Below are 15,904 nucleotides of genomic sequence, written 5' to 3' on the forward strand. Positions count from 1 at the left end.
GCCGTTGCCCACCCGAGCTTCCTTCCGGCCAATATCTGCCCGTCTCGCCCCGCTTCATCTCACTTGGCAATGGGTTTGATCCGCTTTCGGGAAATAGATAAATCATCCCCTGATGGGCGTCTATTTACGTGGGCGTTGCAGTAGCGGCCAGGCGCTCAGCACGGCGGGAATGCCCAGACCGAGCCAGGCCATGGCATCCCACCAGCCATCTCCCAGCAGTGCGCTGAACAGGCCGATGGCCGAGAGTCCGCCGATGGCGAGCGGAAGGCCGAAGGTGGAGTGCCGCCAGTTCATGCCGGGAGCTCCATGGCTTTGCGAGCCTCGGCTCCGCGCCGTTGCCGTACCCACCACAAATACAGTCCGCTGCCGAGGACGATGATGGAGAGAATGTCCAGCACGGCCCAGAGCAGCTGCATCGGGCGGCCGCCATAGTCGCCGAAGTGCAGCGGCTGCGACATCGCCAGGGCATCCATGTACCAGGGGCGCTGGGCGATGGCTGTCACCTCGAGGGTCCTCGCATCGATCAGTACCGGCGTCCACAGGTGCGCCGTGAGATGGCTGCTGCCCACCATGAAGACCGTGTAGTGATGGGCGCTGGAGAAGCGCGTGCCGGGGAAGGCGATGAAGTCCGCCTGCATACCGGGCAGGGCCGCACCAGCAATATCCAACGCTCGATCAACCGGGGCGTACTCGCGCAACGGCGGGGCGTCATGGTAGGGCTGTACCAGGGCGGCGAGCGCGTCCTGGCGCCACGCATCGATGAGTAAATCGGCGCAGGCGCTGACGACGCCGGTCACGCCCACCACCAGGGCCCAGGTCAGGGTGACGATGCCGATCAGGTTATGCAGATCCAGCCAGCGCGTGCGAGTGGAGCGCTGTTGGCGTACTTCGGCGAACTTCAGGCGGCGCATGAACGGTGCATAGAGCACCGTGCCCGAGACGATGGCGACCACGAAGAGCAGGCCCATGAAGGCCAGTAGCAGTTTGCCCGGTAGCCCGGCGAACATGTCCACGTGCAGCCGCAGTATGAACATCAGCACGCCGCCGTTGGCAGCCGGCATGGCTACCGATTCGCCGGTGCGGGCGTCGAGCATGAAGGTGTGGGACGAGTTTGGATCGGTGCTGGCAGTTGCGGCGGTAATGGCGATCACCTCGTTGGGGGCGATCTTATCAAAGCCCAGGTACTGCACCACTTCGCCGGGACGGTGGCGCTGGGCGGCTTCCACCAGTTGCTGAAGGCCCAGGTGCGGTGTGTCCGGAGCCATCTCCCGCAGCTCGGGCGCCTCGCCTAGCAGGTGCTCCAGTTCGTGGTGGAAGATCAGCGGCAGGCCGGTAAGGGCAAGCATCAGCAGGAAGAGGGTGCAGATCAGGCTGCTCCAGGTGTGGACCTTGGACCAGCGCCGGATGGTGCGGCTTTGCATGGCGGTTCCCTGTTGAGAGGGCCGCCGGAAGGCGGCCCTGCTTCCGTCGTGCACGGAGGCTTAGAACTTGACGTTCAGGCTGCCGACGACGCTGCGCTCGTCGCCGTAGTAGCACCAGTAGCCGTCGCAGGTGGACAGGTATTCCTTGTTGAACACGTTCTTCGCGTCCACCGCCACGGAGACGCCATGCATAGCGCTGCTCAGGCGACCCAGATCGTAGTGCACCGAGGCGTCGTAGACGGTGTAGGAGCCTACGTGGCCCAGCCAGGTGTTGGCGGTATTGCCATAGGTATCGCCGACGTAGCGCACTCCGGCAGCCACGCCGAAACCGTCCAGCGGGCCACTGTGCCAGGTGTAGTCCGCCCAGGCGGTGGCCTGGTTGCGCGGAATCTGGGCCATGCGGTTGCCCTTGTCCGGCCCTTTCTTGATCTCGCTGTCGGTGTAGCTGTAGGACGCCACCAGCTTCAGGCTTTCGGTGACGTCAGCGGTGGCTTCCAGTTCCAGGCCGCGTACATCCAGTTCGCCGATCTGCCGGGTCACGCTGCCCTCGGTGACACTGACATTTGTCTGGGTCAGGTCGTAGACGGCGGCGGTCAGCAGGGCGTCGGTGCCGGGCGGTTGGTATTTCACTCCGACTTCGTACTGTTTGCCTTGCGTAGGCTTGAACGACTCGGTGCTGCTGACGGTAGCCCCCATGGTGGGTTGGAAGGATTCGGCGTAGGAGATGTACGGAGTGATGCCGTTGTCGAAGAGGTAGCTCAGGCCCACGTTGCCGCTGAAGGCCGCGTCGCGCTGGGTGTTGGTTGCGTCGTTCTGGTTGAAGAACCGGGTACCGGTATGGATCCAGTCCTCGCGGCCGCCGAGGGTCAGGCGCCAGTTGTCCAGGGCGATCTGGTCCTGGAGGTACAGGCCGGTCTGATAGGTCTTCTGGTTGAAGTCCTGCATGGCGAAGTAGCTGACGTCGGACAGGTCGGCTCCGTAGATCGGGTGGTTGATGTTGATCGGTGGTACGCCCATGCCGTAGAGCCAGCGGTAGTTGGTGTTGGCACGCTGATGGTCGAGACCGAGCAGGACGGTGTGGCCCAGCTCACCGGTGCTGAAGTTGGCCTGGAAGTTGTTGTCCACGGCGAACTGGCTGATGTCTTCGTCGACGATGCCGGATTCGCGGTTGACGTTGCCATCGGCGTCGATGGTGTTGAAGGTCGCCACGTTCACGGCCTGGAATTCCAGATCGCTCTTGGTGTAGCGCAGGTTCTGCCGGAACTGCCAGACATCGTTGAAGCGATGTTCAAAGGAATAGCCGAGGGCGTAGTAGGTGCGGTCGTAGAAGTCCCAGTCCGGCTCGCCGAGGTTCTTGTGGTGGGAGATATCGCCAAACGGCGAGTCGATCCTGGTGCCCAGCAGCGGCAGGAACTGGCCGGTGATGCCCGTGTCGTCGCGGGTGTACTGCGAGAGGAAGGTCCAGCGGGTGTCTTCGTTGATGTTCCAGGTCAGGCTCGGTGCGATGTTGTAGCGCTTGTCCGGGATGTGATCGATGGGCGAGTTGCTGTCGCGCGCGGTGCCGCTGACGCGGTAGAGAAACTGGCCTTCGTTGTCGATGCGACCGGTGCTGTCGAAGTAGATCTGTTTGTGTTCGTTGCTGCCGGCCTGCAGTTTCACCTCGTTGGCCTGCTCGTCCTGGGGACGGCGACTGACCATGTCCAGCAGGCCGCCGGGCGGGGTCTGGCCATAGACGGAGGAGGCCGGGCCGCGCAGTACGGCGATGCGCTCGAGGTTCCAGGGCTCGATCTTCGGGTTGGCGAAGGAGCCCACCGGCAGCGGCAGGCCGTCGAGGAACTGAGTGGGCACGAAGCCGCGCACCCTCAGCCAGTCGGCGCGGGAGTCGGCGCCGTAGCCGCTGCTCATCACGCCCGCGGTGTAACGAAGCGAATCGTTGAGGTTGAGGGTGGGGCGAGAGTCGAGCTGTTCGCGGGTGATCACCGAAATGGAACGGGGAATCTCGTTGATTGCGGTGTCGGTCTTGGTGCCAGCGGCGGTGCGGGTGGCGACCATGCCTGGGGTCGGGCCCCAGGCGGTTTCAGCGTTGCGGCTGCCGTTGATGTCCATCTCGGGCAGGTTCATGACCTCGTCGGTAACGGGGGCCAGGCTGTAGCTGTCGGCGCCGTTTTGCACCAGACGCAGGCTGCTGCCCTGAAGGGCCTGGGACAGGGCCTGGATCGGATTGAAATCGCCCTCGATGGCAGGCGCTGTCTTGCCCGCGGTCAAGGCGGGATCGATGCTGAGGACGATTCCAGACTGGACCGCAATGCGGTTGAGCGTGTTGGCCAGGGGAGCCGGTGGCAATTGGTAGATTTCAGCCAGGGCCTGGGTGGACAGGCTGCCAAGGCTGATGGCCATGGCCAGAAGCGTGTGGCGGAATGGGATGGCGATGTGGTGCATTGCGAATATCTCCTAACCGAGAAATCGTCTCAATGCCCAATTGCCGAAGCAGATTCGAAAAGTGACAGGGGACGGTGAAAATTTTCCGATCCCGTCCCTGGGACTTTTTATGCAGTGGGCGGTGAGTTTCCGCCCACTGCACGGTCATGAACGCCGGGTATGGCCGAGGAGTGTCAGTCCTTCGCCGGTACCACGCGTACCCACCAGTCACTGAAACGCTCGATACGCACCGGCAGGCTGGGGGGCAGGGCGGCCAGGGCCTTGTCGCTGTCGTTCAGTGGGAAGACTCCACTGATCTTCAGGTCAGCGACCGCCGGATCGACACTGAGGTACCCGCTGCGGTACTCGCCCAGGCTGGCGATCAACCGGGCCAGTGGCATGTCTTCCGCCACCAGCAGTCCACGACTCCAGGCCTCTGCGCCCACCGGCGCTGCACTGGTCTGGCTCAGATGCTGCCGGGTCATGCTGACCTGCTCGCCGGCGCGGATTAGCCGTTCCCCGGAGCCGCTCTTTGGTTGGGCGGCCACCGCGGATTCGAGCACGATCAGTTGGGTCGTTTCCCCGTCATGGCGGACCAGGAAGCGGGTGCCCAGCGGTCGCAGGCGTCCTTGCTCGGTTTCCACGATGAAGGGGCGCGAGTCACCGTGGCCGGTCTGCACCAGGATTTCCCCGCTGCGCAGGTAGAGCCGGCGCTGCGAGCCGTCGAGGTCGATGTCCAGGGCGGTGCGGCTATTGAGTTGCACCGAAGTGTGGTCCGCGAGGAGAAGTTCCCGATGTTGGCCGCTGGCGGTCATCTCGTCAGCCAGGTAGTCCCCCAGCGGGCGCTGTTGAGCCAGCAGGGCCAGGCCGAGCCCCGCCACCAGCACCATGCACAGGGTGCCTGTGCCAATCCGATGCAAGTTTCGCCGCCTCACGCCGCCACTGCGCAGCAGCGCGCGCCGGGCTGGCGTCGGGGCGGCGGCGGACAGCTGATGGTCGATGCCGGCGAGTTGTTGCCAGACCTGCGCGTGGTCCGGATGGGCGGCCAGCCAGCGCTGGAAGTCATGGCGTTCCTGCTCGGTGGTCTCGCCGGAGCCCAGGCACAGTTGCCAGGCGATGGCCTCGTCCAAGACGCGTGTGCAGACGCGGCTCATAGCGGTTCTCCATAAAGGGCGATGTAGCACTGGCGCAGGCCCTGGGCCAGATACTGGCGAACCCGGGACGTGGAGACGCCCAGGCGCTGGGCGATCTCGGCGTGGCCGAGGCCGTCGAGGCGGTTGTAGAGGAAGGCTGCGCGAGCCTTGCTGGACAACTGGCCGAGAAGGCGGTCGATCTCCCGCAGGCTCTCCAGGATCAATGTCTGTTCCTCGGGGCCGGGGTGCAGCGATTCGGGCGCGTGGGCCAGCTCTTCCAGGTAGGCGCGTTCCAGGTCATTTCGGCGGAACTGGTCCACCAGCAGCCCCCTTGCGATGGTGGCCAGCAGGGCGCGGGGCTCCTTTGGCGGCTGCAAGTTCGGGCGGGCGAGCAGGCGCAGGAAGGTGTCTTGGCTGAAGTCCTCGGCCCGGTGAGGGCAATGCACCGTCTTTCGCAGCCAGCCAAACAGCCAGTCGCGATGATCGCGATAGAGCAGGCTCACCAGCTGCTGGTTCGTGGAATTCCCGGCCGACACGACTGACCTCGTTGAGAAGAATTTAAAGGAGTCATTAAGAATTATTCGCAATTATGTCAGGGGCTGACCATAGGCCGCAATCGAATATCGGCGTGAGGCTATGGGTGGTAGTCGGGAGGAGGGAGTGTCAGGGCGACAGGGCGCCGCCTCGTCGTTCCGCTTGGCGTGGAAGCGGCGTTCGTCAAGGCGCAGGAACAGTTCGATTACGCGTTGTAAACATGATGGGCAGAGAACGGCCAGGTACGCTCAGCTGTCATCGACCGCGTGATGGCCATACCCCAAAGTGACGGGGTGAAGCGACAAACATCGATTCACTATTAATCATTTCAAATCGCCTACCATAGGAGCGAATAGCTTTCGCTCCCGATTGACCGTCCAGCAGATCACGAACGCATCGGGCCGACTGCTCACCACCCCCCGACTGGGTGAACGGCTGGAAGCGTTCGCGCCCCGGGATGTTCCCCGCGTCCTGGGTGCCCGGTACGAAATTCGCTACGAGGTCCAGGGCAAGACCATCTTCCTCCTCCGCCAGTGGCACACACGCGAGTATCAATAGTCCAAAGCAGCGATCTACTGGCCAGTCACAGCCGCAGATCCCTCGTCAGAGTCGAAAGTGAAAAAATCAGAATCGAAGCCCCGGAAAAACACCCCCCGAAAGGGACTGGAAATTTCGTCCTTTTGTGGCTGGGATGGAGAAACACTCGTTCTTAACGTCCTTGGCAAGCCCAGCGCCAACCGGGATGCGATTGGCAAGGCCACAGGAAAGCAACTCAATATCAGCGTCACAGCTGCGCCGGTCGCCGGCAGGGCGACCGATCACATGGTCAGGTTTCTTGCGGAAGAGTTTGAAGTATCAGTTAACGATATTGTCGTGGTGTTCGGCCGGTTCAACGTCAATAAGCAGTTGCGTATCAAGTCACCGAAGAGGCTTCCGGCAGTAATTTCCAAGGAACTGTCAGAACAGAATGAGCGTCCATCGCCCCTGCCTTGAGGCGCCATGCCAATGGCCTGACTTTTCGCTCAAGCGGGTCCGTCTTCCGACAGACGACCCCTTGCCTCCGATGCCGTCAATGCAGGTGCTTGCCCGGCGAGAGAAGAAGTCACAACTTCCAGATCGGCCCATAGGAACCAAAACAGGCATCCGAGAGAGCCTTGGGGCGGACTCCATAGGTCTTCACGCCGCCCCATTCGTTGATCTCCATGGTCAAGCGAGCTGTGAGTTCCTTTCCATCTTTCAGATGAACGCTGTCGTACACCCTGATGCCGTTCCCCATGTCGGCCACGCGCGTTTCCATCCAGGCGTCCGGCTCGCTGGCTTCATTGAGCCGCGCGAGCAAGGCGTTGTGCAGCGGTAGATAGCGTCCGTCCCTGGCGCCGCAGTCTATGTTGATCTTCCTGACCAGCTCCGCGGCCTTGGGCGAGTCGTAGTGAATCCTCTTGCCGAAGTCCCGCTGCAGCCTGTCGACATAGCTGGGCGTTCCCATATCGGACCCGGTCGTTGCAGAGGCTGGCATGGTCTTTCCGGCCGGCGGGGCGGCAGGTCTTCCTGAGAGCTCTGCCATGCAGGACGCCCTGCTCTTGTAGAAGCGATGGGAAACCTTCTCGCCAGTGGGCGTGTAGATCGCCGAAGCGATCAGGACCTTGCCGTTGTCCGTCAGCGTCGCGGTCTTCTGGCCATAGTCGCCGGCATTGCCCCAGACGCCGTTCGGCAGGCCTGAAGCCCATTCGTGGCACGACGGCGCGGATGTCTCGCGGCGAAGTTCGTAAATGCGGCCTTGCAGGAATTCGTCCGGGGTTTGCGCAAAGCTCAGGAGGGGTGTCGCGGATAAGCAAGCTGCGATAATCGACCGGGTCCGAATCACTAAGTCTCTCCTTGTAGACCATGGGCGCTGGCAGGCGACATCGGGCATTGCGCCGCGTTGCAGCCGACCTTCCGGAACGCAAGCATAGGTCGGCCCGGCTCGGCCGGGTATCGTCCGGGCAACGAATAATGCAGCCCGGCGACGGTGATCTCTTGCGATGATGGTGAGTGCTCAATTCCGGCGCCCGCGCCGAGGCAATATTTGCCTGGCGCGGCGGTCTGGGCAGGCGGCTGGAGCGGATGCTGATCTACGCTGAATGACGGATTCGCCCGCAGCACGGGCAGCCATGACAGAGCGCAGTCCCCATCCTCAGGAGTTCCCCCCTACATGTCCGACACGCCCCACTCGGCACCCTCTGCAACGCAACAACGATCAGGCTTCGACTGGCAACGCTGGTTGCCCGGGCTCGTCACCCTGCGGCACTACCAGCCGGCCTGGCTGGCGAAGGACCTGGCCGCCGGGCTGGTGCTGACCACCATGCTGGTGCCGGTGGGCATCGCCTACGCCGCGGCGTCCGGCGTGCCGGGGATCTACGGCCTGTACGCAACCATCGTGCCGCTGCTGGCCTACGCGCTGTTCGGCCCCAGCCGGATTCTGGTGCTCGGCCCGGACTCGGCGCTGGCCGCGCCGATCCTCGCGGTGGTGGTGCAGTACGCGGCGAGCGACCCGCAGCGGGCCATCGCCATCGCCAGCCTGATGGCGCTGGTCTCCGGGGTGGTCTGCATGGTCGCCGGGCTGCTGCGCCTGGGCTTCGTCACCGAACTGCTGTCCAAGCCGATCCGCTACGGCTACATGAACGGCATCGCCCTGACGGTGCTGATCAGCCAGTTGCCCAAGCTGTTCGGCCTGTCCATCGACAGCCACGGCCCGCTGCGCGACATCTGGAACCTGGGACAGGTGCTGCTCGAAGGCCGCGCCAACTGGCCGAGCTTCGCGGTGGGGGCCGGCAGCCTGGTGCTGATCCTGCTGCTCAAGCCCTACCAGCGCCTGCCGGGCATCCTCATCGCGGTGATCCTGGCGACCCTCTCGGTGAGCCTGTTCGACCTCGGCAGCCTGGGCGTCAAGGTGCTTGGCGAGCTGCCCCGCGGGCTGCCTTCCTTCTCCTTCCCCTGGGTGACGGACATCGACCTGGTGAGCGTGGTGCTCGGTGGCGTCGCGGTGGCGCTGGTGTCCTTCGCCGACACCAGCGTGCTGTCGCGCACCTACGCCGCGCGGATGAATACGCCGGTGAACCCGAACCAGGAGATGTTCGGCCTGGGCGTGGCCAACCTCGCTTCCGGGCTGTTCCAGGGGATCCCGATCAGCAGCAGCGCCTCGCGCACGCCGGTGGCCGAGGCGGCCGGCTCGAAGACCCAGCTCACCGGCATCGTCGGTGCGCTGGCGGTGACCCTGTTGCTGCTGGTGGCGCCCAATCTGCTGCAGCACCTGCCCAGCAGCGCGCTGGCCGCGGTGGTGATCGCGGCGGCGCTGGGCCTGTTCGAGTTCGCCGACCTCAAGCGCATCTTCCGCATGCAGCAATGGGAGTTCTGGCTGTCCTTCACCTGCTTCGTCGGCGTCGCGGTGTTCGGCGCCATTCCGGGCATCTGCATCGCCGTGGTGATCTCGGTGATCGAATTCCTCTGGGACGGCTGGCGCCCGCACTTCGCGGTGCTCGGCCGGGTCGAGGGCACCCGTGGCTACCACGACGTGGAGCGCTACCCGCAGGCCCGGCTCATCCCCGGGCTGGTGCTGTTCCGCTGGGACGCGCCGCTGTTCTTCGCCAACGCCGAGGAGTTCCAGAACCAGGTGCTGAAAGCCGTCGACGACTCGCCCACGCCGGTGCAGCGCCTGGTGATCGCCGCCGAGCCGGTGACCAGCATCGACATCACCTCCGCCGACATGCTCGCCGAGCTGGACAAGGCCCTGGAGGCGCGCGGCGTGGAGCTGCAGTTCGCGGAAATGAAGGACCCGGTGAAGGACAAGATGAAGCGCTTCGAACTCTTCGAGCGCATGGGCGAAAGCGCCTTCCACCCCACGGTCGGCGCGGCGGTCGACGTCTACCTCGAGGAATCCGGGATCAACTGGCAGCCCTAGGCCGCGCGCGGCGGCTGTCGATCCACACCAGCATGGCGCTGGCGTAGATCGACACCGCGAGGAACAGCGCCATGCGCACGGCGAAGGCGCGGTAGACGTCCTGGCCGGCCGCGCTGTCCTGCACTGACTGGCCGAGCAGGATGAGCATGGTGCTCAGGCAACTGACCCAGAACGCCGGGCTCCGCCGGCTGGCCACCGCCGCGTAGAGCCGGCGCCCCTGCCAGAGGGTGAACAGCAGCACCCAGAGGAAGAACATCCAGAGGTGGACGAACAGGCTGAGGGCGCTCCACAGCAGGATCGCCAGCAGCCCGGCGAGCAGGGTGGAGCCGATCAGCTCGCGGCTGGCGTGGCGCGCGCGGGTTTCGCCGGCCTGCTGGCCGAGGCTCACCGACTTCATGATCAGCGGCATGAAGCGGTCCGGCGCGATCAACGCGAGGAGGAACGCCGGCATCACGATGAGGGTGGCGCGCAGGGCGATCCAGCCGATGTCCTCGTCGCTCGGCAGCGGCGGGACAGGGGGCACCGGCGCATTGGCCGGCTCGGGGAACAGCGCATGGGCCACGGCGCTGCCGAGGGTCGCCAGCAACATGCCCTTGGCCATGGCCTCGACCACCGACAGGGCCAGGGTGAAGTCGCTGGCGCCCGCCGCGGCGATCATGCTCAGGCCGACCACCAGCAGGTTCGCCACCAGGCCGTTGCCGCCGCGCAGGGCGTAGCGGAACACGCAGTACAGCCCCACGCCGACCAGCAGCACGCCGCTGGCCGGGGCGTGGCGCAGCACCGGGATCAGCAGCAGTCCGCTGCCGCAACTGAGCAGCACCAGCAGCGCCAGCAGCGGCGCCGCGCGCAACGGCAGCGGCTGGGCGCGCATGGCCAGCAGGAGCACGGCGAACACCGGTGCCAGGATCGGCACCGGCAGGTCCAGGCCGAAGCTGACGGCCAGGCACAGCGCGGTGCCCCAGGCCAGGCGCAGGGCGCGCCGGCGGCGCAGCTCCAGGAACATGGGCTCAATAGGCATACGACAGCCAGCTCATCAGCCACATGAACAGGCGGCCGAGCGGGTTCAGCGGATTGCCCTCGGTGGGCAGCGCCATGACCTCGGCCTGGCCGCCCACGCGCAGGCCGGCGGGGTCGACCTGCTGGTCGCGGTCCAGCTCGACGATCACCGGGAAGCGCTGCGCCGAGCGCAGCCACTCGCGGCTGTTCTGCACCGTCGGCAGCGTGCCGGGCGGCGCGCTCTGGCCGACGCTGACGCCGTGGCCGATGCTGCGGATGCGCCCGTGCAGCAACTCGCCGGGCAGGGCGTCGAGCACCACCAGCACCGGCGCGCCGGTGCTCAGGTGGCCGAGGTTGTTCTCGGTCATGTCGGCGCTGATCCACAGGTCGTGGATGGCTATCAGGGTCATCACCGGGCTGCCGGCGCCGACGTAGTGGCCGACGTCGGTGCGCAGGTCGGTGATCAGCCCGTCCGAGTCGGCGCGCACCGTGGCGCGGGCGAGATCGAGGCGCGCCTTCGCCACGTTCGCCGTGGCGCTGCGCAGCTGGGCGTTGTCTTCATCGTGGCCGCCTTGCTGCTCGCGGGCCCGCTCGACCTCGGCGCGGGCCGCCGCGACCTGGCTGGCCGCCTGTTCGCGGGTGGCCTGGGCGCCTTCCAGGCGGCGCACGGAGACCGTGCCCGGGTCTTCCTGATAGAGCCGCTGCAGGCGCTCGGCGTCCTGCCGCGCCTTGCGCTCGTTGGCCTGCGCCGCGGCCAGCGCCGCCCGGGCCGAGTCGATGCCGGCGGTGCTGGCGCCGATCTGCCGGCGCACCGCGTCGAGGTCGGCCTCGGCGCGCTGCAGGGCGATCTGGTACTGCTCCTGGTCCAGTTCGAAGAGCACGTCGCCCTTGCGCACTTCCTGGTTGTTGCCCACCGCCACGCGCTTCACCTGGCCGGCCACCTCGGCGCTCACCGGGACCACGTAGGCCTGGAGGCGCGCCTGCTGGGTGTAGGGCGTGAAGCGGTCGGCGAGCAGGTACCAGACCAGGCTGACGGCGATCAGCAGCAGCACCGAACGCATGCCGCGGTCGGGGGCGGACTTGGCCGGGGCAGGGGATTTCGGTTGCGCGGGCGGCGTGCCGGCGGCGTCGCTCATTGCTGTGTTCCTTGTCCGGAGGTGCGGGTGTCCTGGGTTGCCGGGGCGGGCTCGTCGAGCAGGTCGCCCCAGTCGGTTCGTTGTTGCATCTGCTGGCGGGTCGCCGCGTCGATGGGCGCGCGCTGGCTGTCCCAGCCGCCGCCGAGCGCCTTGTACAGCGCCACCAGGCTGCTGACCGCGTTGCCCCGGCTGACCAGGTAGCCGTCCTGCTGCTGCAAAAGCAGCTGCTGGGCATCGAGCACACGCTGGAAGTCGGCGAAGCCCTCGCGGTATTGCGAGCTGGCCAGGCTCAGCGAGCGCTGCGCCGCCTGCGAGGCCTGGTCGCGGATGCCCGCGCTCTGCAGCGAGCGCACCAGGCCGCTGGCGGCGTCGTCGGCTTCGCGGGCGGCTTCGCGCACGTCCTGCTGATAGAGCTCGATCAGCTGCTGCAGGCGCGCGTCCTGCACGCGCACGGCGTTCTTGCGCTTGCCGTAGTCGAAGGGGTTCCAGATCAGGCTCGGCCCGGCGGCGAGGTCGAAGCTGTCGGGCAGGTTGTTGGCCGAGACGAAGCTCCAGCCGATGCTGCCGAGCAGGCTGATCGACGGATACAGGTCGGCCTCGGCGACCCCGACCTGCGCCGACTGTGCCGCCACCGCCTGTTCGGCGGCGCGGATGTCCGGGCGGCGCTGCAGCAGGCTGGCCGGCACGTCCTGGAGGATCGCGCGGTCCGGCAGCGGCAGCTGGCCGTGGCGCGCGGCCAGCTCCGGCATCGCTCCAGGCGGCCGTCCGAGCAGCGCGCAGAGCACGTTGCGCAGGGCGTTCACCTGGTTCTCGAACTCGGGGATGGTCGCCTGGGTCGCCAGGTACTGGGTGCGCGCCTGCTGCCAGTCGAGCTCGTCGTTCTCGCCGTGGCGGAACAGCCGCTCGGTGATCTCCAGGCTGCGCTCCTGGCGCCTGGCGTTGTCCCGGGCGATGTCCAGGCGCGCCTCGGCGGTGCGCAGGCCGAAGTAGCTGTCGGCGACCTGCGCGCGCAGCAGCACCATGGCGTCGGCGTAGTTGGCCTCGGAGGCGAAGTAGGCGGCGTCGGCGGATTCGATGGCGCGGCTGAAGCGGCCCCAGAAGTCGATTTCCCAGCCGATGTCGAAGCCGGTGCTGGACTGCCAGAACACCGAGTCGCGGGCGCTTGGGGCGCCGGACTGGTCCTGCTTGAGGTAGAGGCTTTCCGCGCGGATCTGCTGCAGCTGCGGATAGCGCCCGGTCCGGGCGATGGCCAGCTGCGCGCGCGCCTCGGCGATGCGCAGGCCGGCCACCCGCAGGCTGGTGTTGTGGGCGTCGGCCTCGGCGATCAGCGCATCCAGGGTCGGGTCGGCGAAGACCGTCCACCACTGGCGCAGGTCCGGGGTGGCCGCAGTGCGCCCCGCCTGCTCCAGCAGCGGGGTGTCCCAGCCGCCCAGCCAGGGGGCCTGCGGCGGCTGGAAGTCCGGGCCGACCTGGGTGCAGCCGGCCAATAGGGCAAGGAGGATCGGTGTGCAGCGTGTGACGCGTTTGGGCATGACAGTCCCTGGCTCAGGCGGATGGCTCGGAGGGGCTGTCCGCCAGAGGCACCTGCTGGTCGACCCATTGCCAGAACAGGTTGTAGGTCACTGCGAGGATCACCGGGCCGATGAACAGGCCGATGATGCCCTTGACCACCATGCCGCCGAGCGCGCCGATCAGCACCACCGGCATCGGCACGTCGACGCCGCGCCCCAGCAGCAGCGGCTTGAGCACGTTGTCGGCGAGGCCGGCGACGAAGACGTAGACGGCGAAGGCGATGGTCGTAGCGGTGAAGCCTTCGGTGCTGAGCACGTAGACGATCACCGGCAGGGTGACCAGGGTCGCCGGCGCCTGGACGATGCCCAGCAGCAGGATGACCACCGCCAGTATCCCCGCGCCGGGCACGCCCTTGACCACGAAGCCCAGGCCGATCAGCAGCATCTGGATGAAGGCGATACCGATCACCCCCTGGGCGACCGCGCGGATGGTGGCCGTGCACAGCTCGGCGATGTGCTTGCCGCGCGCCTCGCCGGACACCCGGATGGCGATGCGTTGCGACGCGATCCGGCCGTTTTCGCCAAAGGCCATGATGATGCCGGAGATGATCACCGCGCCGATGAACAGCAGGAAGGCGCCGCCGGCGCTGGCCGCGGCGCCGAGCAGCATGCGCCCGGTGTCCTTGAGGTTGGGCAGCAGGCCGTGCAGCACGCCGCTCAGGCTGACGGAGGCCGACAGCCACAGCTCGTGCAGGCGCTCCCCGATCAGCGGCCAGCCCGCCACCGAATCCGGCGGTGCCGGCACGCTCCAGGTGCCGCTCTTGATCACCGCCACCGCGCTGTCCAGCGATTCGCCGATGGACACCGCCAGCAGGTAGATCGGCGCCAGCAGCACCAGCAGGACGAACAGCACGATCAGCGTCGCCGCGCGGCCGTCCTTCAGCCCGGAGTGCCGCTTGATCCAGCGCAGCAGGGGATAGAGGGTGACGGCGAGGATCACCGACCAGAGCATCAGCTCCATGAACGGCTGGAACACCTGGAAGGCGAAGATCACCAGGGTGGCGACCAGCCCCGCCTTGATGAGCACGTCGAGCAGGCCCTGTGACACGGCGCTATCGAGCTTGAAGCCTGGTTGCATGGTTTTTCTCCGTACCGACCGCGTGGGCCGGATGATCATTGCGCCGCGTGGCGCTCTCCATTGGTTAATCCTGTGCCGGCGGGGTTGGTAATGGTCCCGCCGTTCTTGTCGATCGGGCCGCCCGGCTCATCGGCGCGCCCCTGCCGGTGCAGTTCCAGAAGCTCTTGCTCTTCCTGCTGTTTATAGCGGCGGATCCAGGCCGCGGCCTGTTCCTCGTCAATACCCTGCTCGATGAACGGTCCCGTCACCAGGCTGGAAGGGAGGGTTTCGCGCACCGGGTCGGCGCCCCTGAATGACAGTTGCGGGACCTGCCGGCGGGTGCGCGTCCGGGCGATCACCCGGGGTTGCGGACAGAGGCGGGTGAGGGTGTCGAGGGTGTTCGGGTAGAGCGGCGGGGTGTCGTTGGCGGCTATCTCCAGCCCGGTCTGCCGGCCTTGGCGGCGTGGAGGGTTTCCGGGGGCGGTGGTGCAGCGCTCGGGCAGCCGCGAGCCGTCCGCCCAGGCGATCAGCGGAATGGCGGCGATGCCCTGGAACAGCAGCAGACTCCTGTCATGCGGCATTCGCTCGTCCCCTTCCTGCGATGCCTGGAGAACTCGCCGCCCCCTCGCGGCGAGTTCGATTGCCCCGGCCGGATCAGCCTCCGGCCGGGTGTTTTACCGCTGTGCGACCAGCTTGTTGTAGGACCGGCGCATATCCTCGCCCCAGCCATCCAGCACACCCTTCACATCCTTGGCGGCCATGGCCTGGCTGGAGCTCTCCAGCGGCTCCCCGGTGCCCTTGCGCATCACCTGGGCGACCACCTTGCCGGTGCGGCCGTCGAGGAAGTAAGCCTCGGTGGCGATCACCGTGTCCTGGCCGCCGGCGGCCAGCGCGACCGGGATCACTTCGTCGGCATGCACGGATTGCGCATGGCTGCTCACGCCAGTGATCGCCGCGCGCACCACCAGCGAGTCCTTGACGGGGTGATCGACGACGGGCAGCACCTGGCTGAACTCGCTCTTGAGCACCTGAGTGTAGTAGCTGGAAATCTGGTCAAGCGTCTGCTGCGAGACCTTGTCGCTGGGGGTGGGTTTGGGGAAGTACTGCGTCGGCTCGATGTAGACGCTGGAATAGCGGCTGAGCTGCAGGTCGGGATCGGTCCAAGACATCACCTTGGTGCCGTAGGGGCTCCAGCGCTCGCTCAGGTGGGAGTAGTCGCCGAGGAAACCGGAGTAGTCCTCGCTCGACACGTTGTTGCTCGAACAGCCGACCAGCAGCGGAAGGACCAGCATGGGCAGCAGAACTGTATGTTTCTTCATTGTTTTCGTCTCCTGACAATGGGTACAGCACAACGTTGGCGGTGGGATCGAAAAGGGGTTCAGTTCTGCCGGCCTGGTCGGTTCCACAAATGGGTCGGGGGAGGGCCCGCGACGGGAGTGGCCGATGCTGCTCTGGCGCGCGGCGCAGGTCGCTGGAATGCGCCACGAATCACTGCTGGGAATGAGTATGGGCGATCCGCGGCAATTTGCCGCACGGCAATCTAGAGCGGGTATCGGCCGGTGGCAACGCGGCGGCAGGGGATTCGAAGAACTACGAGGCAGCCGCGCGGGGCGGCAGTGACATGGCTTCGGCTACAGGATGGGCGACTGGCGGAGAGGTTGGCCGTGCAGCGCCAGCCCGGTGACCGGGACAGGGCGCTGC

At 66.4% G+C, this 15,904-nt stretch carries 14 protein-coding genes; 2 read left to right on the top strand and 12 right to left on the bottom strand.

What is annotated here, in order from left to right:
- Positions 1–120: 120 nt before the first annotated feature.
- The 5 genes from AC3B6A_RS12985 to AC3B6A_RS13005 all read right to left on the bottom strand — a co-directional run bounded on the left by AC3B6A_RS12985 (position 121) and on the right by AC3B6A_RS13005 (position 5,508).
- On the bottom strand, positions 121–294 hold the full coding sequence (locus AC3B6A_RS12985; RefSeq protein WP_488403262.1) for a hypothetical protein: 174 nt from the start codon (positions 292–294) through the stop codon (positions 121–123).
- Positions 291–1,421, bottom strand: a complete 1,131-nt coding sequence (locus AC3B6A_RS12990) for a PepSY-associated TM helix domain-containing protein (protein WP_488403264.1) — start codon at positions 1,419–1,421, stop codon at positions 291–293. Before AC3B6A_RS12990 ends, AC3B6A_RS12985 begins: the two co-directional genes overlap by 4 nt.
- A gap of 60 nt (positions 1,422–1,481) precedes the next feature.
- Positions 1,482–3,860: a TonB-dependent siderophore receptor gene (locus tag AC3B6A_RS12995; RefSeq protein ID WP_488403266.1), complete on the bottom strand. Its 2,379-nt coding sequence runs from the start codon at positions 3,858–3,860 to the stop codon at positions 1,482–1,484.
- Between the two features lie 173 nt (positions 3,861–4,033).
- Positions 4,034–4,993, bottom strand: coding sequence for a FecR domain-containing protein (locus tag AC3B6A_RS13000; protein WP_488403267.1), 960 nt, complete (start codon positions 4,991–4,993; stop codon positions 4,034–4,036).
- Entirely contained in the window at positions 4,990–5,508 is a 519-nt protein-coding gene (locus AC3B6A_RS13005) for an RNA polymerase sigma factor (protein ID WP_488403269.1), read from the bottom strand. Before AC3B6A_RS13005 ends, AC3B6A_RS13000 begins: the two co-directional genes overlap by 4 nt.
- A 613-nt stretch (positions 5,509–6,121) precedes the next feature.
- Between AC3B6A_RS13005 and AC3B6A_RS13010 the strand changes: the two genes are divergently transcribed.
- The gene (locus AC3B6A_RS13010) at positions 6,122–6,499 is read left to right on the top strand and encodes a DUF167 domain-containing protein (RefSeq protein ID WP_488403271.1); all 378 of its coding nucleotides are present in this window, start codon (positions 6,122–6,124) and stop codon (positions 6,497–6,499) included.
- Between the two features lie 109 nt (positions 6,500–6,608).
- On the opposite strand, the gene AC3B6A_RS13015 is transcribed toward AC3B6A_RS13010, so the two are convergent.
- Positions 6,609–7,370, bottom strand: a complete 762-nt coding sequence (locus tag AC3B6A_RS13015; protein ID WP_488403272.1) for a hypothetical protein — start codon at positions 7,368–7,370, stop codon at positions 6,609–6,611.
- Positions 7,371–7,697: 327 nt separating this feature from the next.
- On the opposite strand from AC3B6A_RS13015, the gene AC3B6A_RS13020 reads away from it, so the two are divergent.
- A complete protein-coding gene (locus tag AC3B6A_RS13020; RefSeq protein ID WP_488403274.1) occupies positions 7,698–9,443 on the top strand; it encodes a SulP family inorganic anion transporter in 1,746 nt (581 codons plus the stop codon).
- Here the strand turns inward: AC3B6A_RS13020 and AC3B6A_RS13025 are convergent.
- The 6 genes from AC3B6A_RS13025 to AC3B6A_RS13050 all read right to left on the bottom strand — a co-directional run bounded on the left by AC3B6A_RS13025 (position 9,427) and on the right by AC3B6A_RS13050 (position 15,522).
- Positions 9,427–10,446, bottom strand: coding sequence for a DUF2955 domain-containing protein (locus tag AC3B6A_RS13025; protein ID WP_488403588.1), 1,020 nt, complete (start codon positions 10,444–10,446; stop codon positions 9,427–9,429). The two genes, AC3B6A_RS13020 and AC3B6A_RS13025, sit on opposite strands and share 17 nt — an antisense overlap.
- Positions 10,447–10,450: 4 nt before the next feature.
- On the bottom strand, positions 10,451–11,575 hold the full coding sequence (locus tag AC3B6A_RS13030) for an HlyD family secretion protein (RefSeq protein WP_488403275.1): 1,125 nt from the start codon (positions 11,573–11,575) through the stop codon (positions 10,451–10,453).
- Positions 11,572–13,107, bottom strand: a complete 1,536-nt coding sequence (locus AC3B6A_RS13035) for an efflux transporter outer membrane subunit (protein WP_488403276.1) — start codon at positions 13,105–13,107, stop codon at positions 11,572–11,574. Before AC3B6A_RS13035 ends, AC3B6A_RS13030 begins: the two co-directional genes overlap by 4 nt.
- Before the next feature lie 13 nt (positions 13,108–13,120).
- Positions 13,121–14,224: an AI-2E family transporter gene (locus tag AC3B6A_RS13040; RefSeq protein ID WP_488403278.1), complete on the bottom strand. Its 1,104-nt coding sequence runs from the start codon at positions 14,222–14,224 to the stop codon at positions 13,121–13,123.
- 35 nt (positions 14,225–14,259) lie between these two features.
- Positions 14,260–14,784: a hypothetical protein gene (locus AC3B6A_RS13045; RefSeq protein ID WP_488403279.1), complete on the bottom strand. Its 525-nt coding sequence runs from the start codon at positions 14,782–14,784 to the stop codon at positions 14,260–14,262.
- Between the two features lie 93 nt (positions 14,785–14,877).
- Positions 14,878–15,522, bottom strand: a complete 645-nt coding sequence (locus tag AC3B6A_RS13050; RefSeq protein ID WP_488403280.1) for a DUF3313 domain-containing protein — start codon at positions 15,520–15,522, stop codon at positions 14,878–14,880.
- Between the last annotated feature and the right edge of the window lie 382 nt (positions 15,523–15,904).

It is taken from the genome of Pseudomonas sp. B12(2026) (genome assembly GCF_057767015.1).

Excerpts from the sequence above, each read along its gene's own strand:
- AC3B6A_RS13035 (WP_488403276.1), bottom strand. The coding sequence starts at position 13,107 with ATGCCCAAACGCGTCACACGCTGCACACCGATCCTCCTTGCCCTATTG.
- AC3B6A_RS12985 (WP_488403262.1), bottom strand. The coding sequence starts at position 294 with ATGAACTGGCGGCACTCCACCTTCGGCCTTCCGCTCGCCATCGGCGGA.
- AC3B6A_RS13025 (WP_488403588.1), bottom strand. The coding sequence starts at position 10,446 with ATGTTCCTGGAGCTGCGCCGCCGGCGCGCCCTGCGCCTGGCCTGGGGC.
- AC3B6A_RS12990 (WP_488403264.1), bottom strand. The coding sequence starts at position 1,421 with ATGCAAAGCCGCACCATCCGGCGCTGGTCCAAGGTCCACACCTGGAGC.
- AC3B6A_RS13045 (WP_488403279.1), bottom strand. The coding sequence starts at position 14,784 with ATGCCGCATGACAGGAGTCTGCTGCTGTTCCAGGGCATCGCCGCCATT.
- AC3B6A_RS13040 (WP_488403278.1), bottom strand. The coding sequence starts at position 14,224 with ATGCAACCAGGCTTCAAGCTCGATAGCGCCGTGTCACAGGGCCTGCTC.
- AC3B6A_RS13000 (WP_488403267.1), bottom strand. The coding sequence starts at position 4,993 with ATGAGCCGCGTCTGCACACGCGTCTTGGACGAGGCCATCGCCTGGCAA.
- AC3B6A_RS12995 (WP_488403266.1), bottom strand. The coding sequence starts at position 3,860 with ATGCACCACATCGCCATCCCATTCCGCCACACGCTTCTGGCCATGGCC.
- AC3B6A_RS13030 (WP_488403275.1), bottom strand. The coding sequence starts at position 11,575 with ATGAGCGACGCCGCCGGCACGCCGCCCGCGCAACCGAAATCCCCTGCC.
- AC3B6A_RS13050 (WP_488403280.1), bottom strand. The coding sequence starts at position 15,522 with ATGAAGAAACATACAGTTCTGCTGCCCATGCTGGTCCTTCCGCTGCTG.
- AC3B6A_RS13020 (WP_488403274.1), top strand. The coding sequence starts at position 7,698 with ATGTCCGACACGCCCCACTCGGCACCCTCTGCAACGCAACAACGATCA.